The 22,814-nt window shown below is 65.6% G+C and carries 17 protein-coding genes and 2 tRNA genes; 13 read left to right on the forward strand and 6 right to left on the reverse strand.

The window, feature by feature from the left end:
- Positions 1-40 precede the first annotated feature (40 nt).
- The 7 genes from ACH0CP_RS11860 (at position 41) to ACH0CP_RS11890 (ending at position 10,520) form a co-directional block, all read left to right on the forward strand.
- Positions 41-1,042, forward strand: coding sequence for a LacI family DNA-binding transcriptional regulator (locus tag ACH0CP_RS11860; RefSeq protein ID WP_406889111.1), 1,002 nt, complete (start codon positions 41-43; stop codon positions 1,040-1,042).
- On the forward strand, positions 1,039-2,460 hold the full coding sequence (locus ACH0CP_RS11865; protein WP_406889114.1) for a glucoamylase family protein: 1,422 nt from the start codon (positions 1,039-1,041) through the stop codon (positions 2,458-2,460). Before ACH0CP_RS11860 ends, ACH0CP_RS11865 begins: the two co-directional genes overlap by 4 nt.
- Complete coding sequence (locus ACH0CP_RS11870) at positions 2,457-3,986, forward strand: tryptophan halogenase family protein (protein WP_406889116.1); 1,530 nt, start codon at positions 2,457-2,459, stop codon at positions 3,984-3,986. The genes ACH0CP_RS11865 and ACH0CP_RS11870 overlap by 4 nt, the downstream gene beginning before the upstream one ends.
- A gap of 118 nt (positions 3,987-4,104) precedes the next feature.
- Positions 4,105-7,200, forward strand: coding sequence for a TonB-dependent receptor domain-containing protein (locus tag ACH0CP_RS11875; protein ID WP_406889119.1), 3,096 nt, complete (start codon positions 4,105-4,107; stop codon positions 7,198-7,200).
- A 26-nt stretch (positions 7,201-7,226) separates the two neighbouring features.
- Positions 7,227-7,904 carry a DUF6445 family protein gene (locus ACH0CP_RS11880; protein ID WP_406889121.1) on the forward strand — a complete coding sequence of 226 codons (678 nt, stop codon included), beginning with the start codon at positions 7,227-7,229 and terminating at the stop codon, positions 7,902-7,904.
- A gap of 3 nt (positions 7,905-7,907) precedes the next feature.
- Positions 7,908-9,725, forward strand: a complete 1,818-nt coding sequence (locus tag ACH0CP_RS11885) for a family 43 glycosylhydrolase (RefSeq protein ID WP_406889123.1) — start codon at positions 7,908-7,910, stop codon at positions 9,723-9,725.
- Between the two features lie 15 nt (positions 9,726-9,740).
- Positions 9,741-10,520 (forward strand): SDR family NAD(P)-dependent oxidoreductase, encoded by a 780-nt coding sequence (locus ACH0CP_RS11890; protein WP_406889125.1) that lies wholly within the window; start codon positions 9,741-9,743, stop codon positions 10,518-10,520.
- Positions 10,521-10,538: 18 nt separating this feature from the next.
- On the opposite strand, the gene ACH0CP_RS11895 is transcribed toward ACH0CP_RS11890, so the two are convergent.
- From ACH0CP_RS11895 to ACH0CP_RS11905, 3 genes are all read right to left on the reverse strand, one after another.
- Entirely contained in the window at positions 10,539-10,970 is a 432-nt protein-coding gene (locus ACH0CP_RS11895; RefSeq protein WP_406889127.1) for a PaaI family thioesterase, read from the reverse strand.
- A 68-nt stretch (positions 10,971-11,038) separates the two neighbouring features.
- Positions 11,039-12,802, reverse strand: coding sequence for a sensor domain-containing diguanylate cyclase (locus ACH0CP_RS11900; RefSeq protein WP_294441604.1), 1,764 nt, complete (start codon positions 12,800-12,802; stop codon positions 11,039-11,041).
- Positions 12,803-12,852: 50 nt separating this feature from the next.
- A complete protein-coding gene (locus tag ACH0CP_RS11905; RefSeq protein WP_406889129.1) occupies positions 12,853-14,907 on the reverse strand; it encodes an NAD(+) synthase in 2,055 nt (684 codons plus the stop codon).
- Positions 14,908-15,038: 131 nt separating this feature from the next.
- Here ACH0CP_RS11905 and ACH0CP_RS11910 point away from each other — a divergent pair, with 131 nt between their 5' ends.
- From ACH0CP_RS11910 to ACH0CP_RS11920, 3 genes are all read left to right on the forward strand, one after another.
- Complete coding sequence (locus tag ACH0CP_RS11910; protein ID WP_406889132.1) at positions 15,039-17,126, forward strand: glycoside hydrolase family 97 protein; 2,088 nt, start codon at positions 15,039-15,041, stop codon at positions 17,124-17,126.
- Between the two features lie 77 nt (positions 17,127-17,203).
- On the forward strand, positions 17,204-18,115 hold the full coding sequence (locus ACH0CP_RS11915) for a fructose bisphosphate aldolase (protein WP_406889134.1): 912 nt from the start codon (positions 17,204-17,206) through the stop codon (positions 18,113-18,115).
- Positions 18,116-18,119: 4 nt separating this feature from the next.
- Complete coding sequence (locus tag ACH0CP_RS11920) at positions 18,120-18,785, forward strand: O-methyltransferase (RefSeq protein WP_406889136.1); 666 nt, start codon at positions 18,120-18,122, stop codon at positions 18,783-18,785.
- A 25-nt stretch (positions 18,786-18,810) separates the two neighbouring features.
- On the opposite strand, the gene ACH0CP_RS11925 is transcribed toward ACH0CP_RS11920, so the two are convergent.
- A tRNA-Gly gene (locus ACH0CP_RS11925) sits at positions 18,811-18,884 on the reverse strand.
- Between the two features lie 269 nt (positions 18,885-19,153).
- Positions 19,154-19,239 (reverse strand) — tRNA-Tyr (locus ACH0CP_RS11930).
- A 147-nt stretch (positions 19,240-19,386) separates the two neighbouring features.
- On the opposite strand from ACH0CP_RS11930, the gene ACH0CP_RS11935 reads away from it, so the two are divergent.
- The gene (locus ACH0CP_RS11935; protein ID WP_406889138.1) at positions 19,387-20,988 is read left to right on the forward strand and encodes a M20/M25/M40 family metallo-hydrolase; all 1,602 of its coding nucleotides are present in this window, start codon (positions 19,387-19,389) and stop codon (positions 20,986-20,988) included.
- Positions 20,988-21,731: a 23S rRNA (guanosine(2251)-2'-O)-methyltransferase RlmB gene (gene rlmB / locus ACH0CP_RS11940; RefSeq protein WP_406889140.1), complete on the forward strand. Its 744-nt coding sequence runs from the start codon at positions 20,988-20,990 to the stop codon at positions 21,729-21,731. The genes ACH0CP_RS11935 and rlmB overlap by 1 nt, the downstream gene beginning before the upstream one ends.
- A gap of 76 nt (positions 21,732-21,807) precedes the next feature.
- On the opposite strand, the gene ACH0CP_RS11945 is transcribed toward rlmB, so the two are convergent.
- Entirely contained in the window at positions 21,808-22,125 is a 318-nt protein-coding gene (locus tag ACH0CP_RS11945; RefSeq protein ID WP_294441597.1) for a 2Fe-2S iron-sulfur cluster-binding protein, read from the reverse strand.
- A gap of 54 nt (positions 22,126-22,179) precedes the next feature.
- Between ACH0CP_RS11945 and ACH0CP_RS11950 the strand changes: the two genes are divergently transcribed.
- On the forward strand, positions 22,180-22,809 hold the full coding sequence (locus tag ACH0CP_RS11950; RefSeq protein ID WP_406889142.1) for a DNA-3-methyladenine glycosylase family protein: 630 nt from the start codon (positions 22,180-22,182) through the stop codon (positions 22,807-22,809).
- Positions 22,810-22,814 lie beyond the last annotated feature (5 nt).

Raw genomic sequence — 22,814 nt, forward strand, 5'->3', positions numbered from 1 at the left:
GGGCGAGTGAATTGCAATCGATAAAGAAGGGGGGAGAGCGATGGGGGAAGCAACGATCCGCGATGTCGCGCGCCGTGCGGCCGTGTCGGTTGCGTCGGTGTCTCGCGCGCTGAATGGGCTGGCCAACGTTCATCCCGATACCCGCGCACGCGTTCTCTCCGCGGCTCAGGACCTTGGTTACGTGCCGCACGCCGGCGCCCGCAGCCTCAGCCTGGCGCGCACCCACGCAATCGGCGTCGTGCTTCCCGATCTGCACGGCGAGTTCTTCTCCGAAGTCGTGCGCGGCCTGGATCGTGAGGCCAGCGCCCATGGCTATCACCTGCTCTTGTCGAACATGCACGACGATGCGGGGCATGCCGGCCAGGCCCTGCGCGCGATGCGCGGGCGGGTCGACGGCCTTGTCGTGATGGCGCCGCACATCGATGACGCCGCGCTCGCCGCGATGCTGCCGCAGAGCCTGCCGACGGTAATGATCAACAGCGCTGGCGGCTCTGGTCGTCATTCGCTGCGCATCGATAATCGCACCGGCGCGCAGGCGATGGCGAATCATCTGGTGGCGCTTGGCCGGCGCAACATCGTCCATATCGCTGGGCCGGAGGGCAATACCGACGCGCACGAGCGGCGGGAGGGGTTCCTTGCGGCGGTATCGGGCGACGTGACGGTGCGCGTGGAGACCGGTGACTTTACCGAAGCGTCGGGTGAGCGGGCCATCGCCGGGCTGATCGAGGAAGGCGCCACTTTCGACGCGATCTTCGCCGGCAACGACATGATGGCGCTCGGCGCACTGCAGGCGCTGCGGGCTGCCGGCGTCGTGGTGCCGCAAGCAGTGGCGGTCGCCGGCTTCGATGACGTACCGCTCGCCCGCTACCTCTCACTCACCACGATCCGCGTTCACATGGCGGAGATCGGTGCCCGCGCAGCGGCGCGGCTGATCGACGCACTCGACGGGCGTCCGTCAGACCCCTCCACCGAATTGATTCAGCCCGAACTGGTCGTCCGCGCCACCACGGCGGCACCTCAAGATATACGGAACAATCCATGAAGATCGGACGTCGAACTTTCCTGGCGCAAGGCGCGGCGGCTGGCGCGGCGACCATGGCTGCTGCCCCTGCGGCCCAGGCGCGCGCCGCTTCCCGGCCAACGCTGCCGGCCTTTTACGAAGATATCGAGCGGCGCACCTTCAACTGGTTCCGCAAGACGGTGAACCCCGCCAACGGCCTCGTGCCTGATCGCTGGCCGACGCCCAGCTTCTCCAGCATCGCAGCGGTCGGCTCCGCGCTCACCGTCTGGCCGATCGGTGTCGAGCGCGGCTGGATCTCGCGGCCAGAGGCGCGGGACCTGACGCTTGCTGCGCTGCGCTTCTTCGACAAGGCGCCCCAAGGTGATGCCCCGACCGACACCGCGGGCCATCGGGGCTTCTTCTACCACTTCCTCGATATGGAAACCGGGCTCCGGTACCGCGATAATGAGCTGTCGAGCGTGGACTCCACGCTATTGTTCCTCGGCATGCTCTTCGCTGCCGGCTGGTGGACCGGGAATGATCCCGCGGAGGCGGAAATCCGGCGGCTCGCCACCAATATCGTCGATCGTGCGGACTGGGCATGGTTCCAGAACGGCCGCCCCGTCGTGTCGATGGGCTGGCATCCGGGACGCGGTTTCCTCGATGCGGTGTGGCAGGGGTACAATGAGGGGATGATGACCGTCATCCTGGCGCTCGGTTCCGGCCGGCACCCGGTGAAGGACGGCGCGTGGGAAGCGTGGTGCGCGCCCTATCCCAGTTGCTGGCGGGGCGAGGGCGAGACGCGGCACCTCGCCTTCGCGCCGCTGTTCGGCCACCAGTACAGCCAGATGTGGATCGACTTTCGCGGCATCCGCGACGCAGCGATGCGCGAGGCGGGGTTCGATTACTTCGAGAACAGCCGCCGCGCGACCTATGCCAACCGCGCCTATTGCATCACCAACCCGCAGCAATGGGACGGCTACTCGAGCGACCTGTGGGGGCTCACGGCATGCGACGGCCCCGGCAATTTCGAGCTGCCGTTCAAGGGGCGAACCGCGACGTTCTACGGCTATGCCGCGCGTGGGCCGCTGGGGCAGCCGGACGAGCGGGACGACGGCACGATGGCGCCAACCGCCGCGCTTGGCAGCCTGCCGTTTGCGCCCGAGATCGTGGTGCCCGCCGCTCGCGCGCTGCTGAAGGTGCCGGGGCTCTACCGCGAATATGGCTTTGCCGATTCGTTCAACCCAAGCTTCCGCTACATCGACGCGAAGATCGAGACGGGCAGCGTCGATCCCAAGACCGGCTGGGTCGCGCGGGACCATCTGGGCATCGATCAGGGGCCGATCGTGATCATGGCGGCGAACTATCGCCATGATACGGTGTGGAAGGTGATGCGCCAGTCGCCGGTGATCCGGCGCGGGCTGGAGCGCGCCGGGTTCACGGGAGGATGGCTGGGATGAACGCGCCCGAGACGAAGATCCGCAAGATCACCATCGTCGGCGGTGGCACCGCGGGGTGGATGACCGCGGCGCTGCTATCGCAACTGTTCAATGACGGCGGATTCGACATCAAGCTGATCGAGTCGGACGAGATCGGCACGATCGGGGTGGGCGAGGCGACCATCCCCGCGATCCGCAACTATCACGCGCTGGCCGGACTGGATCAGGTGGCGATGATCCGGGCGACACAGGCCACGTTCAAGCTGGGCATCGAGTTCGTTGACTGGCGCGCGCTGGGGCACAGCTACATCCATGGCTTCGGCAAGATCGGCCAGGATCTGCTCTGGCTGCACCCGCATCAGTTCTGGCTGAAATATGCTGCGCGCGGCCAGGCCAAGCATTTCGATCATTATGCGCTGAATTGCCTCGCCGCGCGCCAGAACCGCTTCTGCCTGCCCGATCCGCGCAACCCCGGATCGCCGCTCGCCGATCTTGATTACGCCTATCACTTCGACGCCTCGCTGTTCGCGCGGTTCCTGCGCGCCCATGCCGAGCAGCGCGGTGTCACCCGAATCGAGGGGCGGATCGTCTCGGCCGAGTTGCGGCCTGAGGATGGGCATGTCGATCACGTGCTGCTCAGCGACGGGCGCCGCGTGGACGGGGAGCTCTTCATCGACTGCTCCGGCATGCGCGCGCTGCTGCTCGGGCAGACGCTTGGCGTCGGCTATGAGGAATGGTCGCACTGGCTGCCTTGCGACCGCGCGCTCGCGGTGCCGTGCGAAAGCGTCGCACCGCTGACGCCGTATACGCGTTCGACCGCACGTGCCGCAGGCTGGCAGTGGCGGATCCCGTTGCAGCACCGGATCGGCAACGGCCATGTCTATTCCAGCGCGCATATCAGCGACGATGAGGCAGCCGACGTCCTGCTCGCGAACCTTGACGGGCCAGCGCTCGCCGATCCGCGACCGGTGCGTTTCACGCCCGGCCGGCGCGACAAATCGTGGGAACGCAATGTCGTCGCGATCGGCCTGTCGAGCGGCTTTCTCGAGCCGCTGGAATCAACCAGCATCCACCTGATCCAGACCGCCATTCTGCGCCTCGTCGCGCTGTTTCCGGGTGCGGGCATCAATGCGGCCGACGTCGCCGAATATAATCGCCAGACTTCATTCGAATTCGAGGATGTGCGCGACTTCATCATCGCGCACTATAAGGTGACGGAGCGCGAGGACACACCGTTCTGGGCCTATGTCCGCAACATGGACATCCCGGATTCGCTCAGCGCGCGGCTTGAGCTGTTCCGCACCTCCGCCCGCTTCTTTGGCCAGCAGAAGGCGGAGCTGTTCCGGGAGGAAAGCTGGGTTCAGGTGCTGCTGGGGCAGGGGCTGCAGGCGCAGCATGATCCGATGGTTGATCTCATCCCCGATGAGCAGGCACTCGGTTTCTTGCGTGATATCGAGGAGGTGATCGCAGATGTTGCGCAGGCGATGCCAGATCATGCCGCGTTCATCGCAAAGCACTGTCGCGCGCCGGCAACACCGCTAAACTGAATGTCGCGACTCGCTTGACAGCCCGTAAGTACTGGCGCTTGAGAGCCGCCCCGCGTGCAGTTCTTGTTTCGCGCGGTGTGTAACCGGTTACAGGGATCGGTTGGGGAGGATTTCGGAAATGCGTTCTCATCTGCACTCGCGCCTGGGGCTGACGCTCGGCATCTCGCCGATCGCTGTCGCCGCATTGCTTGTTGCACCGCCGGCGCTTGCGCAGGCGGCGGCGTCGATCCGCGGCACGGTCGCGGGTGCGCCGGCCGGCACGGTCGTGACGGTGACTGACACCAACACCGGCCAGCGTGTTGCCGGCCGTACGGGGGCGAACGGCGTCTACGTCATCAGCGGGCTGCGTCCGGGCACGTACCGGGTCGAAGTGGAAGGCCGCCAGACGCAGAACGTGGTGCTGCCGGTCGGCCTCACCATCACCTATGACGTGCCGGCCTTCACGGCAGCGCAACCGGAGAATGGCGCGCCTTCCGGCGAGGCGGTCTCGGGGGCGGACATCGTCGTCACCGGCACGCGCCAGCAGGAAGTCCGCAGCGCCACGATTTCCACCAGCGTCAGCCAGACTCAGATCGAGAACCTGCCGCAGAACGACCGCAACTTCCTGAACTTCGCCGCGCTGGCGCCGGGCGTGAACGTGTCGCCCTCCGCCGGCGCGCGCCGCGTGCAGGCGGGTGCAACGAGCGCCGACAACATCAACGTGTTCATCGACGGCCTCAGCCTCAAGAACCCGGTCAATCACGGCGGCGTCGCGGGCCAGAACTTCTCGCTGGGCAATCCCTTCCCGCAGTCGGCCATCCAGGAGTTCAAGGTCGACACCCAGAACTTCAAGGCGGAATACGAACAGGCTGGCTCCGCCATCATCACCGCGGTGACCAAGACCGGCGGTACCGAATTCCACGGCGGCGCCTTCGGCGAGTGGCAGCCCAAGGCATTCATCGGCCGCCCCTATTTCGATCGCCCGGGCAAGGCGAACAACCCGAACGGCACCATTCCGAAGCCCGATTACAATCGCTGGCAATATGGCGCGGACCTCGGCGGCCCGATCATCAAGGACGTGCTTCACTTCTTCGCCGCCTTCGAGGCGACCGATCAGCGGCTCGCGTCCGACACGATCAACCTGCAGACCTCGCAGGGCGTGCCGGAGGCCATCGCGAGCCGCTACAACGGCAGCGCGCCCAAGGAGTTCAGCCAGCGGCTGTATTTCGGCAAGCTGACCTTCTTCGCAACCGACGTCGATACCGTAAACCTCAGCGCGTTCCTGCGCCGCGAGAGCAACCTCAGCGATTTCGGTGGCACTTCCGTGCCCGAGCACGGCCACTTCCTGGAGAGCAACAACGATCTCTACCAGTTCGAGTGGACGCGCCGCGGCGATAACGTCCTGAACGAATTCACCGTTGCCTATCAGAAGGTGTTCAACGGCACGCCGCGCGTGAGCCAGGGGCCGGAGATCATCCTCAGCGCCCCCGTCGCGCCGCCCGCGCTGTCGCCCAACTTCGATACGATCGCGGCGCTCGGTGCCAACGCGTTCGAACAATATGACCGCCAGCGCACGCTGACGATCAAGAACAACATCACCGTCACTGGCGACACGCACGTCATCAAGGGCGGCGTGCGCCTCGCGTTCAACAAGCTGTCGCGCGAAGAGGACAATCGTACCAACGGCACGTACTTCTTTAACGGGCCGACCTTCACGTCGTTCGACGCTTCGACGCCCTACGGTGCCTCGATCTCGACCATCCCGGTGCAGCCGGCGCGCACCAACAATACGCAGGTCGGGGTGTTCATCCAGGACGATTGGACGCCCGACGAGCATTGGACGATCAATGCCGGCATCCGCTGGGATTTCGAAACCGACGCGAAGAACGAAGACTTCGTCACGCCGGACAATATCGCCAACGCACTGCGCAATTATGCCGGCTGGAAGGCGGCCGGGATCAATCCTGAGGACTATATCAACAACGGCGATCGCCGCCGCCCGTACTGGAAGGCGTTCCAGCCGCGCGTCGGTGTTTCCTATGACGTCAACGGTGACCGTGATCTGATCCTGTTTGCTGGTGCCGGCCGTTACTACGATCGGCCGCTGTTCATCACCTCGGGCATCGAGACGCTGAAGGCACTTTACCAGTCGGTCTCGACGCTCAACTTCTGTGACGGCCCCGGCATCGCCAGCTGCGCGGACGTGCGCGCGCAGAACAACGGCCAGCTGCCGCGGACCTTTACCACCTGGAACCCGGCGCTGCGCGATGTCGACAACCTGCGCGCTGCTGCGATCGCGCAGGGGCAGGGCGGTGACGTCTGGCTGCTCAACAACAAGACGAAGCTGCCGTTCTCGGACCAGTTCAACGTCGGCATCCGCAAGCGCTTTGGCCAGGTGCAGACGTCGCTCTCGTTCAGCCACATCCGCGGCCACAACGTGTTCCAGTTCGTGCGCGGCAACCGCTATTCGAACGGCTGGTACACGCGCCTGCTGCAGCGGGATGCGGCGGGCAACGTGATCGGCTGCACCAACGGCGGCAACACCTGGATCCAGGATCAGATGCCGGACGTCGACTTCGCCGCCTGCCCGGCGACGCAGGGCGATCTGCCGGGCTTCAACGGCAAGTTGAACATCGGCCAGAACAACGGCAAGTCGGTGTACAACGCCGTCTATATCACGGCCGAGAAGCCCTATTCGGAAAGCTCCGGCTGGGGCTTCACCACCTCGCTGACGCTGCAGCGCCCGCGCACCAATGTGGCGCAGGAGCTTGGTTCGGACGAGTTCTTCAACGGGCCTGACCAGACCGCCTATGGCTGGCAATATGTGCCGGGGACGGAGAAGTATCGCTTCGTCGGCACCGGCATCGTTCGCCTGCCGCTGGACGTGAGGTTCTCCGGCACGCTGACGCTCGGCTCGGGCCCGGCGTTCGGCAACATCATCTTCGGCCTGCCGAACCAGCCGCAGGAGGCGTGCTGCTACGGCAATCTGGGTGGCCGCTTCTTCCCTAAGGAGACGTTCGCTTACGCCAACCTCGATCTTCGCCTGGCGAAGAACTTCGAACTGCCGTGGGGTCATGACTTCGAGGTGAGCTTTGCCGCGTTCAACGTGTTCGACACGGTGAACCGCAACTACACCGCCTGGGGTGCCGGCTCGGGCCAGAACCCGACGCTGGAGGAGAATGGCACCGTGGGCAACGCGCGCAGCTTCCAGGCCGGCGTCAAGTACCGGTTCTGATGCATGGGGCGGGGCAGGAACGGAGGATGACCCCGCACCTGCTCCGCATCGGTGCGGGCGCGCACCCGGTCGTCGTGGTCGACACTGCGACTGGCGCGCCTGACGCGGCGGTGGCGATCGCTGCCGCGCTTGCGCCCTTTCCACGAGGGCCGAACCCCAACTACCCGGGCGTTCGGCGAGTGATCGAGGAGGCCGACGCAGCAGCCTTTGGCTATGTCACCGGGCTGCTCGAGGCACTGACGCCGTTCATTGCCGGCGGGTTCGACTGCGGTGGCTTCGATCTCCTGGAAGCCAGCTTCTCGATTGTGACCACGCCGCCCGCGGTGCTTCGGCCCGGCCAGCGCATGCCGCATTTCGATTCCACCGATCCGCGCTACCTCGCCGTGATGCACTATCTCGGCGATGTCGCCGGCAGCGGCACGGCTTTCTACCATCAGAGATCGACCGCGATCGAGGTTGTTACTGACGACAATGCAGCCGCCTTCCTTGCGGATGCGCAACGTCATGCGGCCGCTTTCGAAGGCTATGTCTCCGGAAGCAATGCGGCCTTCGAGGAGATCGGCCGGGTGGACGGAAACCGCGACCGTGTCGTCATCTACCAGGGTGCGCTGCTCCATTCGGGGATCATTCCCGCCACCATGCCCCTCGATCCCGATCCACGACGGGGCCGGCTGACCACCAACATCTTCGTCAGGACTCGCTAGTTCATGCGCATCGCTGCCGCCGCCGCGGCCCTGTTCGCTATTGCCCCGGCCGCCACTGCAGGTGCCGAGCCCGCCAAGCGAACGTACATCAACCCGATCGACCTCGATTATCGCTACAATTGGGAGCAGACGAGCGAAGGCATATCGTATCGCACCGGTGCCGACCCGGCGATCGTGCGCCACAAGGGCGCCTATTACATGGTCCAGACGCTGGCCGACGGGTACTGGCGCTCGACCGATCTGGTGAAGTGGACCTTCATCAAGCCCAGCATGTGGCCGATGCGCTCTATCGTCGCGCCCGCCGTGCTTTCCGATGGTGAGCGGCTGTACATCATGCCCTCCCGCATGGAAGGCGGGGTGATCCTGGTCAGCGACACGCCGGAGACGGGGAAGCTCGACTATCTCACCCGCCGGTCACCCGAACTGCCCAACGCAGTGCGGCCGGGTGTCGAGGATTACATGAAGCCGGGTCAGATCGCGCCGGGTCCGTGGGATCCCGGCCTGTTCAAGGACGATGACGGCCGCTGGTATCTTTACTGGGGGTCATCCAACGTCTTCCCGCTCTACGGTATCGAACTCGATCCCAGGAACCGCCTGTCTTACGTCGGCAAGGCAACCGAGCTCTTCAAGCTCGATCCGGCGCGCCACGGCTGGGAGCGGTTCGGCCAGGATCATTCCGGCGGTCTGCCCGATGGCACCCCGATCAAGCCCTTCATGGAGGGTGCGTGGATGACGAAGGTGAACGGCCGCTACTACCTGCAATATGGCGCGCCGGGCACCGAATATAATGTCTACGCCAACGGCACATACGTGTCGGACAAGCCGCTCGGCCCCTTCACCTATCCAAACTGGAACCCGGTAGCCTACAAGCCCAGTGGATTCGTCGAGGGGGCCGGGCACGGCTCCACCTTCGACGATGCGCATGGCAATTGGTGGAACTCGGGAACGCCATGGCTCGGCTACAATTGGACCTTCGAGCGGCGCATTGCGATCTTCCCGACCAAGTTCGAAGCGGACGGCCAAATGTGGTCGTCCACTCGCTTCGGCGATTTCCCGCACTGGGTGCCAAACGCGAAGGTCAATGATCCGACCAGCCTGTTCACCGGCTGGATGCTCCTTTCGTATCGCAAGCCCGTCACTGCTTCCTCGACCCTGCCCGGCTTCGGCGCGGCGACGGTGACAGACGAGAACCCGCGCACCTTTTGGGTGGCCGCGGCAAACCGCGCGGGTGAGACGCTGACGCTGGATCTTGGCGCCGCAAAGACGGTGCGGGCGGTGCAGGTGAATTTCGCGGATTACAAGTCCGGCCGGTTCGGGGACGCACCGGATATCTACACCGAGTTCACCATCGAGGCATCGCCCGACGGCCGGAACTGGCAGAAGATCGCCGAAACAGAAGCACCGCGGCGCGATCGACCGAATGCCTATTTCGAGCTCGCCCGCCCGGTCACGACCCGGTTCATCCGCTACGTGCACGGCCATGTCGGTGCGGCTAACCTCGCCATTGCCGACATCCGCGTCTTCGGCAGCGCGAACGGGAAGCCGCCGGCCGCACCGGCAGGTCTCACTGCGCGCCGCGATGCCGATCAGCGCAACGCGCATATCAGCTGGCGCCCCGCCAAGGGGGCGACCGGCTACAACGTGCGCTGGGGCGTCAAACGGGATCGCCTGACCTTCACCTATCAGGTTTTCGCCGACGAGCCGGGCGCGGGCGCCAAGGAGATCCGTTCGCTGAACGTCGGCCAGCCCTATTGGGCGACCGTCGAGGCTTTCAACGAAAGCGGGGTTTCGCCTATCGCTCCTGTAACAATGATTCGCTGAACAGGAGAGTGAGAGATGCGGCCGATCCCCAAGATAGAGTCGCGTCTCGATGGTTCAGGAGCGATCGTAACCGGTGCGGCGAGCGGCATGGGGCGCGCAACCGCCATCCTGCTCGCACGCGCCGGCGCGCAGGTCGCCGTCACCGACGTCAGCCAGGAGGCGGCGCAAGCGGTGGCGGATGAGATCGCCGGCGAGGGGCTGTCCGCCCGTGCCTGGGCGCTCGACGTCGCCGATCACGTGGCGATCAACCGGGTCGCGCAAGAGGTCGCCCAAGCGTTCGGTGATCTGTCGGTGATCGTCAACAACGCCGGCATCTCCGCCAATCTGCCGATCGACGATGCTGGTTACGACGCGCAATGGGACCGGCATCTTGCGATCCTGCTCACCTCGCACCAGCGGCTGATCCGTGCGGCGTTGCCGCACCTGCGCCGTTCGAAGGCTCCGCGCATCGTCAACATCGCCTCGACCGAGGGGCTGGGCGCGACAGCTGGCTTCAGCGCCTATGCGGCGGCCAAGGCGGGGGTGATCGGCCTCACCCGCAGCCTGGCGGTGGAGCTCGGCAAGTCGAGCATCACGGTCAATTGCATCTGCCCCGGTCCAATCGAGACGGGGATGACGCAGGGCATCCCGGATGAGGCGAAGCAGACCTATGCCGCCCGCCGCACGGCGCTCCGCCGCTACGGCCTGCCGGAGGAAGTGGCCTTCATGACGGTCAGCCTGTGCGCACCTGCCGCGAGCTTCGTCACTGGTGCGATCATCCCGGTCGACGGCGGGCTGATGGCCCGCAATGCCTGACGGGAGCGGGGCACCGGCTTACTGAGCGGCGGCCTTCGATGCCTGTTCCACCCGGTCGCGCGCGGCGAGCATCAGCGTCGAGCTTGCCTTGGCCAGTACCTTGCCGTTCGTATCGAGCAGGCGGCCCTCGAAGAAGCAGGTGCTTCGTCCGCGCCGCTCGACCCAGCCTTCGGCTACGACAAGCCCGGGGCGCGCGGGCGCGAAGAAGCTGACCTTCAGTTCAAGCGACATCGGCACCACGTCGGGCCCGCTCATCGCGATCGCCGCATGGGCCATCGCCGCATCGATCCAGCCAGTGACGAACCCGCCCTGAACAACGCCGCCGGAATGGCACATGTGCGTGCCGGCGCGATACTCCAGCACGGCGCGGCCGGCGGAATCCATTTCGACGATGCGTTCAAGCCCTAGGGTTCGGCTCAGTTCGTGGGCTGCCGGATCGCGGTCACTCATTCGCCTCTCCTTGTTCTGAAAGGCGACAGTGTCGCGCGCCGTAGGCGGCTGCAAGCGCGCAGTCCGGATCAGGCCGCGAGCGTCAGCTGGTCGCGGCCCGACCTTTTGGCTTGATAGAGGGCACGGTCTGCGGCTCGCAGCACTTCGCTCACCGAATTGCCCTCGGCATAGCGGGTGACGCCGCCGCTCACGGTAACCGCGACGATCTGGTCGTCGATGCGCAGCCGTGCCTCGCCGATCGCACGCCGCAGGCGATCGCAGACGAGGCGCGCCTGCTCAATCGTTGCCTCCGGCAACACCACGGCGAATTCCTCACCGCCCAATCGCGCGACGATATCCTGATCACGCACGCTGGACCGGGCAATCGACGCAAACCGGCGAAGCACATCGTCGCCAACCGCGTGCCCGAACGTGTCGTTGACCTGCTTGAAATGATCGAGGTCGAACAAGGCGACGCATCCGCCAGCACCCGAGGCGAGCCGCGCGCCAAGCTCCTCGTCCAGGCCACGGCGGTTCATGATGCCTGTCAGTGGATCGGTGAGCGCGGCACGGGCCAGCCGTTCCTCGTGGGCGCGCCGGTGAGTGACGTCCCGGATTGCGCTGACCACCCCCGCGACGCCGCCCTCGTCATCGATCACGGCGCGGCTGTGCGTTTCGAACCAGCGGACCTCCCCGTCCGGCGAGAGAGCACGGTATTCGCTGATCGTGGTTCCTTCCTGCTCCTCGATCGTACGACGGAACGACGCCATCGCCCGCACGGCGTCGTCAGGGTGGAGGAGGATGGTGAATGGCCGTCCGATGAGATCAGCCGGTTCCTGGCCGAAGATCTGGCGGATCGAGGAGGATACGAAGCGAAGGCGCCCTTCGGAATCGGCGTTCAGCACGATATCAGTCGAATGCTCGGTGATCAGGCGATATCGCGCCTCGCTTTCGCGAAGGCGGCGGAACAGATCGGCCCGCCGTTCCAGTTCAGCGTTGGCCGGCAGCACCGTCAGCATCGCACAGGCGACATAGAGCTGGAGGAACAGCACTCGGGTACCAACCGGCGCGTTCATCAGCGCGATCGGGCCATGGCCCTGCATCGTCAGCCACCCGCCGATGATGGCGAGAATGAGGATCGACAGCGCCGTGGAGACCGGCCCACCCCGAAACGTCGCGAGGATGATCGGGAGCATCGGGAGGTAGAGCAGCGGGAACTCGTCCTGGGTGAAGGTCGCGAGCGTCACGACGGTGACAAACACCAGCAGGCCGCACAGCTCGATCACCTTTGCGCTGCCCATGCGGGCGATCAGCCGCCGTGCTTCGCCGCGCATCACCATCATTGCCATCGGCATGAAGGCCAACGTGCCGAGTGCATGGCCCGTGAACCAGTGCAGCGCGGGGGTGGAGAACGAGCTGCCGAGGATCAGCGCGCTCGACGTGCCAGCCATGATCGCTCCTGCGAGAGGGGCCGCAAGGCCGCCGGACAGGACGAAGACGACGAGATTGCGGTGCGCGCCCAGAGAGGAGCGGCGCGCCGCAAAACGATGCATCAGCAATGCCCCGATGATGCTCTCGCCCATGTTCGCGATGCCGAGCGGCACTGCCATCGCCGGGCCAAGCCCGATCGTGGCGGTCACGACCGCATTGGCGACGAAGCAGACTGCGATCGGAAGTGGCCAGTTACGTCGTGACAGCGTGATCAATCGCGCCGTCAGGATCGCATTGGCGATCCAGAGGAACGCGACGCCGCCGTCGAAACGGGTAAGTCCAACCGTTCCCGCGACGGCAATAAAGTACGCGATGCCAAGTCCAGCCGTAGCGGCTGCCCTCCGTTCACGTCCCTTCACCATCCCCCCGTGCTAGCGCGCGGGAGTAAATATCACGTTTCCAAGAGAAAAACTTACATGTTTCCGGGCCCGTTCGCGTCGAGCTCCTGAAGCCAGATCTTCGCGGTGCCGTCCGACGGCGCACGCCAGTCTCCGCGTGGGGAGACCGCACCGCCCGCCGACACCTTTGGCGAGTTAGGCAAGGTCGAGCGCTTGAACTGGCTCAACTGGAAGAAGCGGAAGAGGAACTTCTCCAACCAGTGCTTGATCGTGGTAAGCTCGTAGGCGGTTCGACCTTCCTCCGGATAGCCGATCGGCCAGCGACCGGCCTCGGCATCGCGCCACGCATGCCAGGCGAGGAAAGCGATCTTCGACGGCGCAAGGCCGTGGCGAAGCACGTAGTGCGCGAAGAAGTCATTCAGCGGATAGGGCCCAATCTTGCTCTCGGTGCTTTGCAGCGCGCCGCTTGCATCCGCCGGCACCAGTTCGGGCGAAATCTCGGTGGAGAGGATCGCGTCCAGCACGGCGTCCGTCTCGCGGTCATATTGATCCGCCGCAATGCACCAGCGGATCAGGAACTGGATCAGCGTCTTTGGTACGCCGGCATTGACGCCGTAGTGGCTCATGTGATCGCCGACGCCGAAGGTGCACCAGCCGAGCGCGAGCTCGCTGAGATCACCCGTGCCGACGACGAAGCCGTTTCGCTGGTTGGCGATGCGGAACAGATAGTCGGTGCGCAGGCCTGCCTGCACGTTCTCGAACGTGATGTCGTACACCGGCTCGCCCTTGGCGAACGGGTGGCCAAGTCCTTCCAGAAGGGTGCGCGCCGCCGGGCGGATGTCGATTTCCTCCGCCGTGACGCCAAGCGCGCGCATCAGCTTCCAGGCGTTGCCCTTTGTCCCTTCGCTCGTCGCGAAGCCGGGCATCGTGATGCCGAGGATGTCGGATCGCGGCCGGCCGAGGCGGTCGAGCGCCTTGGCCGCGACGATCAACGCGTGGGTCGAATCAAGCCCGCCCGACACGCCGATCACTAGCTTCTCGACGCCGGTCGATTGCACGCGCTTCAGCAGGCCTTCGACCTGGATGTTGAACGCTTCGTAGCAATCCTCGTCAAGCCGCTCAGGCGTGTCCGGCACGAAGGGGAAGCGTCGGATCGCGCGTTTCAGCCCGACATCCGCGAAGTCGGGCTGATGCTCGAAATGCACGCGACGGAACCTGGTCTCGGGGTGCCCGGCGAAGGTCGCCGCATCGCCGAAGGTGCCGACACGGAGCCGCTCCTGCGTCAGCCGCTCGCAATCTACGTCAGCGATCACCAACTCAGGGTCCAGCGCGAAGCGGGTCGATTCCGCCAGCAGCTCGCCCAGCTCATGCACCGTTCCCTGGCCGTCCCAGGCCAGGTCGGTCGTGCTCTCGCCCGGGCCAGCTGCGGAATAGACGTAGGCGCACACCGCGCGTGCCGACTGCGCGCTCGACAGCATCGTCCGCTCGCGCGACTTGCCGATCACCACGTTTGAGGCGGATAGGTTGCAACAGACCAGCGCCCCGGCCAGCGCTCCCATGGTCGACGGGGGGGTGGGGGACCAGTAATCTTCGCAGATCTCGGCGTGGAAGATGAAGTGCGGCAGGTCCCGCGCGGCAAAGACCAGGTCGGTCCCAAACGGAACCGTTTCCTCGCCGATCTCGATGCTGAGCCCGGTGAGGCCAGCACCGCTCGAGAACCAGCGCTTCTCATAATATTCGCGGTAATTGGGTAGGAAGGTCTTCGGTACGACGCCCAGGATCCGGCCGTGTCCGACCGCGACCGCGCAATTGTACAGCCGCCCGTTGCGCAGCAGCGCCGCGCCGACCAGCAGCACCGGACGAAGGTCGCTGGTCGCGGCGGCTACCGCGCGAAGAGCATCCATCGTCGCGCTTTGTTGCGCCGATTGCAGGTGCAGATCGTCGATCGCGTACGACGTGATGTTGAGTTCGGGGAAGACCACCAGGTCGACCGCTTCCTCGTGGGCGCGGCGGGCAAGCGCAATCGTCGCCTCGGCATTGGCGATCGTGTCGCCAACGCTCGCCATTGGGGTGGCCGCGGCGACGCGAAGCATGCGGTGATGGTGGATCGAGCCGAAACGTGCGTTCATTCTGCGGTCGTTACCTTATCTTGCCCGTGCTGTGCCACCGCTCCCGCCTTGCCACGTCGAATGATCGCGGTAGGCAGGTGGTGCCGCCGAGACGCCAACGAACGGGCGGCGCTTAAGTGTCGGAGAGAAAGATGAGATTGCTGGCGCCGCTCGCATTGACGTTGAGCGGATTGACGATCGCGGCTCCCGCAGCGGCGCAGGACGATCTGTCGAACAAGGCGACCGCCAATGTCGTCGCCAAGGCCGCGTCCCCCAACGGCCGGATTACCGTGACGGTCAGCCTGGATGGGGAAGGCCGGGCAAGCTACGCCGTCCAGCGGGACGGCAAGCCGCTGCTGAACGACAGCCGCCTCGGCTTCCTCTTCACCGACGCGCCAAAAATCGACCGGGCGATGACGCTTGCGGGCACCGCGACGGATACGGTCGACACCACATGGCGCCAGCCGTGGGGCGAATGGGCGACGATCCGCGATCATCACAACGAACTCACCGTCCGGCTGCGCGAGGCGAAGAACCTGCGCCGCGAGATCGGCGTCACCTTCCGCCTGTTCGATGACGGGGTCGGCTTCCGCTACACCCTGCCGCAGCAACCGAACATGCGCCGCGTCAACATCGCGGGCGAGCTGACCGAGTTCGCCTTTGCGGAGGGCGGGACGGCCTGGTGGAAGCCGGCGTATCTCTGGAACCGCGAGGAATATCTCTACAAGAAAACGCCGCTGGATGGTGTCGGCACCGCGCAGACGGTGATGACGGTGAAGCTCGACAGCGGCACGCATGTCGCGATCCACGAGGCGGCCCTGATCGATTATGCCGGCATGAATCTGCGGCGCAGCGACCGGCCAAATGCCTTCATCGCTGATCTGACACCTGGCTCGGGCGCACCATCCGTCTCGCGCGATGCCGGCTTCTCGACGCCGTGGCGGACGATCGCCATCGCCGATGACGCGCCCGGCCTCTATTATGCCAGCCGCATCGGCCTCAACCTCAACGAGCCGAACAAGCTGGGCGACGTATCCTGGGTCAAACCGGGCAAGTTCGCGGGCGTCTGGTGGAACATGATCACCGGCCATTGGACCTGGGCACGCGGGCCCAAGCACGGCGCCACGACAGCGAACGTGAAGCGCTACATCAATTTCGCGGCGGCCAACAATATCCCGGGCGTGCTGGTGGAGGGCTGGAACGTCGGCTGGGACGGTGACTGGTTCGGCAACGGCAAGGACATGCAGTTCGACCAGCCGACCGAGGACTTCGATGCTGCCGAGCTGCAGCGCTACGCCGCCGCCAAAGGCGTGTACCTGATCGGCCATAACGAGACCGGCGGCTCGGCCAGCCATTACGACGGCCAGCTCGAACGCGCCTTCGCTTATGCTCAAGCGCACGGCATTCCGGCGGTGAAGACTGGCTATGTCACCGATGCCGGCGAGGCGGAGCGGATCGATCCCGATGGCTCGCAGCATCGCGAGTGGCACGAAGGTCAGTGGATGGTGAACCACTACCTGCGCGTCGTCACCACCGCGGCCAAGTACAAGGTGTCGATCGACACGCATGAGCCGGTGAAGGACACCGGGCTTCGCCGCACCTATCCGAACTGGATCTCGCGCGAAGGTGGCCGCGGCATGGAATATATGAGCTGGGAGGTGAAGAACCCGCCGGAGCATGAGGCGAACCTGGTTTTCACCCAGCTGCTAGGCGGGCCGATGGATTTCACCCCCGGCATCGTCAGCCTGAAGGGGTCGAACGACAGCGACATTCCCTCGACGCTCGCCAAGCAGCTTGCCAATTACGTGGTGATCTATTCGCCCGTCGTGATGGTCGCCGACACGCCGGAGGCGTACGCCCGCTACCCCGAAACGCTGCCCTTCATCCGCGCCGTGCCGACCGACTGGAGCGATACGCGCATCCTGAACGGTGAGGTCGGTGATTATGTCACCGTCGCGCGCAAGGCGAAGGCATCGGACGACTGGTTCCTCGGCGCCGTGGGGGACGAGCAGGCGCGCAGCACAACCGTCACGCTCGATTTCCTCGATCAGGGCCGCACCTATACCGCGGCGATCTTCCGCGATGGTCCGGGCGCGGACTTCCGCACCAAATCGCGCCACTCGATGACCGTCGAACGCCGCGAGGTACGCAAGGGTGACCGCTTGAGGATCGAACTTGCGCCGGGCGGCGGACAGGCGATCCACTTCATCGCATCCGATCCGGCGAAGCGCCGCCGGTGATGGTGCACCGCGCCTAGCCGAATCGCACGATGCCGCCTACGACGCCGGGGAATAGTCAAGCACGAAGAGGGGAACACATGACGCCTGCCGAGATGACCGCCAAGATCGCCGACGGCGAAGGGTTCATCGCTGCGCTCGACCAGTCGGGCGGATCCACCCCCAAGGCACTGAAGGGCTATGGGATCGAGGAAGGCGCGTGGTCGAACGATGAAGAGATGTTCGGCCTCATCCACCAGATGCGCAGCCGCATCATTACCTCGCCCGCCTTCACCGGCGACAAGGTGATCGGCGCGATCCTGTTCGAGCGCACCATGGATGGTGAGGCCGGTGGCAAGCCCGTTCCGCAGGCGCTGCAGGACCGCGGCGTCGTGCCGTTCCTGAAGATCGACAAGGGCCTGGAGGACGAGGCGAACGGCGTGCAGCTGATGAAGCCGATGCCCGGCCTCGACGCTTTGCTCGATCGTGCTGCCAAGCTCGGCATCTTCGGCACCAAGGAGCGCTCGGTCATCAACCTCGCCAACCGCGAGGGCATCGCTGCCGTAGTGGCACAACAGTTCGAAGTGGCGCAGCAGGTGCTCAGCCACGGCCTCGTGCCGATCATCGAGCCCGAGGTGAACATCAAGAGCCCGGAGCGCGCTGAAGCAGATGCGATCCTGCTCGACGAGCTTACCAAGGCGCTCGATTCGATGCCGGGCACCGACAAGGTGATGCTGAAGCTTTCGCTGCCGACAAAGCCGGATCTGTTCCTCCCGCTGGTCGAGCATCCGCGCGTACTTCGCGTCGTCGCTTTGTCGGGCGGGTTCAAGCGCCCAGAGGCCTGCGTCGAGCTCGCGAAGAACCATGGCGTGATCGCAAGCTTCAGCCGCGCGCTGCTCGAAGACCTGCGTTACGGCATGACCGACGCGGAGTTCAACGAATCGCTCGGGTCGGCAATCGACGAGATCTGGGCAGCGTCGGCCCGCAAGACACCGGCCGTAGCCGCGGCCTGATCCGATGGTCGAGCGCAAGGGAGACCCCGATGCGCTCTTGACGGCGGTCGATGAATACATCGTCGACCGCCTGATCCCCGACGATCATCCTGCCACGCGCGCGGCGAATGCCGCGGCAGGCCTGCCGGACATCGACGTGTCGGTGCCACAGGGGAAATTCCTCCATCTGCTCGCCCGCGCGATCGGCGCTCGTCGCGTACTCGAAGTGGGCACGCTCGGCGGGTATTCCACCATCTGGCTGGCTCGTGCGGCGGGTGAGGGCGGCGGCGTCATCTCCCTGGAGATCGATCCGCATCACGCCGCGGTCGCCGTCGGGAACCTGCAGCGCGCAGGCGTCGCAGAGCGCGTGTCGGTGCTCGTCGGCGATGCCGTGGAGACCCTGCAAGGGCTGGAAGGCCCGTTCGACCTCGTCTTCATCGATGCCGACAAGCCGTCGAACGCCGCCTATCTGACCGCTGCGCTTCGCCTCTCCCGCCCCGGCACGGTGATCATCGTCGACAACGTCGTGCGCGAAGGTGACGTGCTGGACGCCGCCAGCGACGATCCGCGCGTCATCGGCACGCGCGCCCTTTTCGATGCCGTCGCTGCCGAACCGCGGCTCAGCGCCACGGCGATACAGACGGTGGGCGGAAAGAAGTGGGACGGCTTCCTGATCGCGCTGGTCGACTGATCAGGGCCTAGCCGCTCGAGGCGGCTGGAGCGGGTAACGGGAATCGAACCCGTGTATTCAGCTTGGAAGGCTGCTGCACTACCATTGTGCTATACCCGCGCGCCGCATCGAGCGTGTGCGCACTGCCACGACCGATCGGTGGCGGTCAACTGCCCATCGAAGGGGAATTGTCGCCGGTGGAGCCGATCCGATCGGATCCGTGCCGATCGTATGGTGAGGGGAGGAGACGCCCGCTTATTGCGGGGCATTCCGATGGGGCTGATCGTCGCGAGAGCAGCCGTCTGATCGGCCACGTGCGTTCGATCTTGCCCTCGTCATCATCGCTGTCGGAGACCGGCAGGCACCTCGTCACCGGCGCCGCGGTAAGTTGGTGGAAGGGACTGGATTCGAACCAGTGTACACTTGCGTGGGCAGATTTACAGTCTGCTGCCTTTAACCACTCGGCCACCCTTCCACCGGGCCGCTCGTCAAAGCGAGGGCGCCCAATGCCGAAGCCGATGCGCCCTGTCAACGCACCTGTCGCATCTTCTCATCACGGTTGCGCCTGGCAGGGGCACGCAATAGCAACGGCGCCCTGAAACCTAAGGGGATTACGTCGTTGATGCGCCACCTTCTTCTCGCCACGGCCATGATCGCGGCGCCTGCCGTCGCGCAGGATCGTGCCGCGACCGCGCGAATCATGGATGAGGGGCTGGCGCACTCGCAAGTGATGACCACCGCCCAGCACCTGACCGACGTGATCGGCCCGCGCCTCACGAATTCGCCGCAGATGCGTGCCGCGGAAGCGTGGACGCAGGCGAAGTTCGCCGAATGGGGGCTGAAGAACGTCCGCAAGGAAGGTTTCGATTTCGGCCGCGGCTGGTGGATCGAGGGCTCCAGCGTGCGGATGGTCACGCCGCGCCCGATCCAGCTCACCGCCATTCCGATCGCCTGGACTCCGCCGACGCAGGGAACATTGTCGGCGCCGATCGTGGTTGCACCGATGAAGACGGCCCGCGATTTCGCGCGGTATCGTGGGCAGCTGGCTGGCAAGATCGTGCTCGTATCGCCGCCGGGAACCGGGTCGGAAAGCAGCCGCCCGCCGTTCCGCCGTTACACCGACGAGGAACTGGGCAAGCTCGGCGAGTACAAGTTCCCGCGCCATGATCCTGCCGCCGACGCGAAGGAACTGCGCGAGGCCGATTTCGAGAAGCAGCGCGACGCCTTCCTGAAGGCGGAAGGGGCGCTTGCTTATGCCACCATCTCGTATCGCGACGGCAAGCTCGTCCACGGCGAAGGCTATATGTTCGAAGCCGGCAAGTCCCCGTCGCTGCCGGGCGTCGAGATCGCGGCGGAGGATTACCGCCGCCTCGCACGCCTCGCCAAGACCGGCGCTGCGCCAACGCTCGAGATCGTCAGCAACGTCCGCTACGACGATAGCGATACTCAGGCGTACAACATCTTCGCCGAGATCCCCGGCACCGATCCCAAGGCCGGCTATGTGATGGCCGGGGCGCATTTCGACAGCTGGGTCGCCGGGGATGGCGCGAGTGACAATGCGGCGGGGACGGCCGTCATCATGGAGGCGGCGCGCATCCTCTCGAAGCTGGGCGTGCGGCCGAAGCGCACCATCCGCTTTGCACTGTGGAACGGCGAGGAGCAGGCATTGCTCGGCAGCCTGGCATGGGTCGAGAAGAACCTTGCGACGCGCGGCGGCCCAAACGACCCGCCACTGGTCGGCGAGCGGCGGTACTTCGAATGGTCCAAGCGCTGGCCGATCAACCCGCGCCCCGGGTTCAACGATCTCGCGGCATATTTCAACGTCGACAATGGCTCGGGCCGATTCCGCGGCATCTATGCCGAGAACAACCCCGCCGCCGCGGAGATCTTCCGTGACTGGATGGCACCGTTCAGCGGCCTCGGCATGACGACCGTCGCGATTGGCCGCACAGGCGGCACGGACCACGTGTTCATGCAGTCGGTCGGCGCGCCGGGCTTCCAGTTCATTCAGGATCCGCTCGATTATAACAGCCGGGTGCACCATTCCTCGGCCGACACTTTCGATCACCTGAAGGAAGAGGATCTTCGTCAGGGATCGACGATCCTCGCTGCGTTCCTGCTCAACGCCGCCAATGCCGAGAAGGCGTTGCCGCGCCCGCCGATGCCGACGAGGCCGGCAGTCACCGATCCCTTTGCTTATCCCGATCCCGAGGACGATAATTGATGGCACGCCGTGGTCACCGCCCGAGCCAGGCCCCGGCCGGCCGCCCCCGTTTCTGGGGGCGCCACGCCGTCACCGCCGCGCTCGCCAATCCGGAGCGCACCGTGCGCAAGCTGTGGGGCACGCGGGAGGCGCTTGCCAGCCTGTCGCTGCCGTCGCTGCTCCCGGTGGTTTATGCCGATGTCGCCGATCTCGGCCGCATGGTGCCAGCGGATGCCCCGCACCAGGGTCTGGTGATCGAGGTCGATCCGCTGGAGGAGATTTGGCTCGGCGACTTGCTCGAGCAAGGTCGTGACGACCGGCGCCCGCTGGTGATCCTCGATCAGGTCACCGATCCGCATAATGTCGGCGCCGTGCTTCGCTCGGCGGCGGCGTTCGACGCGCTCGGCATCGTCACGCAGGATCGGCATGCCCCGCCCGAATCGGGGGCACTCGCCCGCTCCGCCTCCGGCGCGCTGGAGACCGTGCCGTGGGTGCGCGTGGTGAACCTTGCCCGCGCGCTCGACGAGATTTCCGAAGCCGATTTCTGGCGCGTCGGCCTCACGGGCCATGCGAACCAGACGTTGGGCGAGGTGATCGGCGACGCGCGGATCGCGATCGTCTTGGGCGCCGAGGGCGAAGGCATGCGCCAGAACACGGAGGCGCATTGCGATCAGCTGGCGAAGCTGCCGATCAGTCCGAAGGTCGAGAGCCTGAACGTGTCCAACGCCGCGGCGATCGCGCTCTACGCGATCACCACGCGTTGACCGGTCGGCGCCCCTCTGCCGCGCGGAGGGGCAGGCGCCCGCGCAACCTTGGTTGCGGCGGGCGCCGGGTGTCTGATCAATCCTCTTCGGCGATCCGCACCTTCAGCCCATCGAGGCTGGCGTCGAACGGCACCTGGCACGACAGGCGCGAATATTCGTCGCGGCTGCTGGACGAATCGAGCAGGTCGTTCTCGTCCTCGGTGATCGGCGGCAGTTTGGCCGCAAATTCCGGGTCGACATGGATATGGCAGGTCGCGCAGCTGCAGCAGCCGCCACACAGCGCCAGGATCTCGTCGATCCCGGCATCCCGGATGACTTCCATGACAGACAGCCCCGCCGCGCCGTCGATTTCGCGTTCTTCCCCGTCGCGCAGCGTGACGATAAGCTTCGGCATCATGTTCTCCCCGCAAGTTTGTGCGACCCATGCCTTCCTTCGGCGCGCCTCGCAATGGGGCTGAACGAGCGTGATCTGCACGCGGCGGTCGATTCGCTGGGTGAAATAGAGCCCGCCTTCGCCGCGGCGGTGGCCCGCGTCGGCTATCCGCCGCCCCGCATCCGCGAGCGTGGCTATGCCACCCTGCTACGCACCATCCTCGGCCAGCAGGTGAGCGTGAAGGCGGCGGATGCGATGTGGCGAAAGCTGGACGAGGCCGTCGGCGGGGCAGGGGATCCCGCGCTGATCGCAGCGGCGGCCGACGAGACGCTGCGTGCCGCCGGCCTCTCGCGCCAGAAGGCGGCTTACGCGCGCAGCCTTGCGGAAGAGGTCAGCTCCGGCCGTCTCGATTTCGATCGCCTGCCGGAGGATGACGAGGCCGCCATCGCGCAGCTCGTCCGCGTGAAGGGGATTGGTCGCTGGTCAGCCGAGATCTATCTTCTGTTCGCTGAGGGCCGGCCCGATATCTGGCCGGCGGGAGATCTCGCGGTTCAGATCGAGATCGGCCGCATCCTCGGCCACTACAGCCGTCCGAGCGAGAAGCTGATCCGGGAACTGGCGGAGCCGTGGCGGCCGCATCGCGGCGCGGCGGCGATCTTCGCCTGGCACCATTACAACACCGGGTCGGCCGCCTCGCCGCTGTAGCTCGG

Origin of the sequence: Sphingomonas sp. 179-I 2A4 NHS (assembly GCF_045369135.1) — a bacterium.
In the GTDB taxonomy this organism is placed as follows: Bacteria; Pseudomonadota; Alphaproteobacteria; order Sphingomonadales; family Sphingomonadaceae; genus Sphingomonas.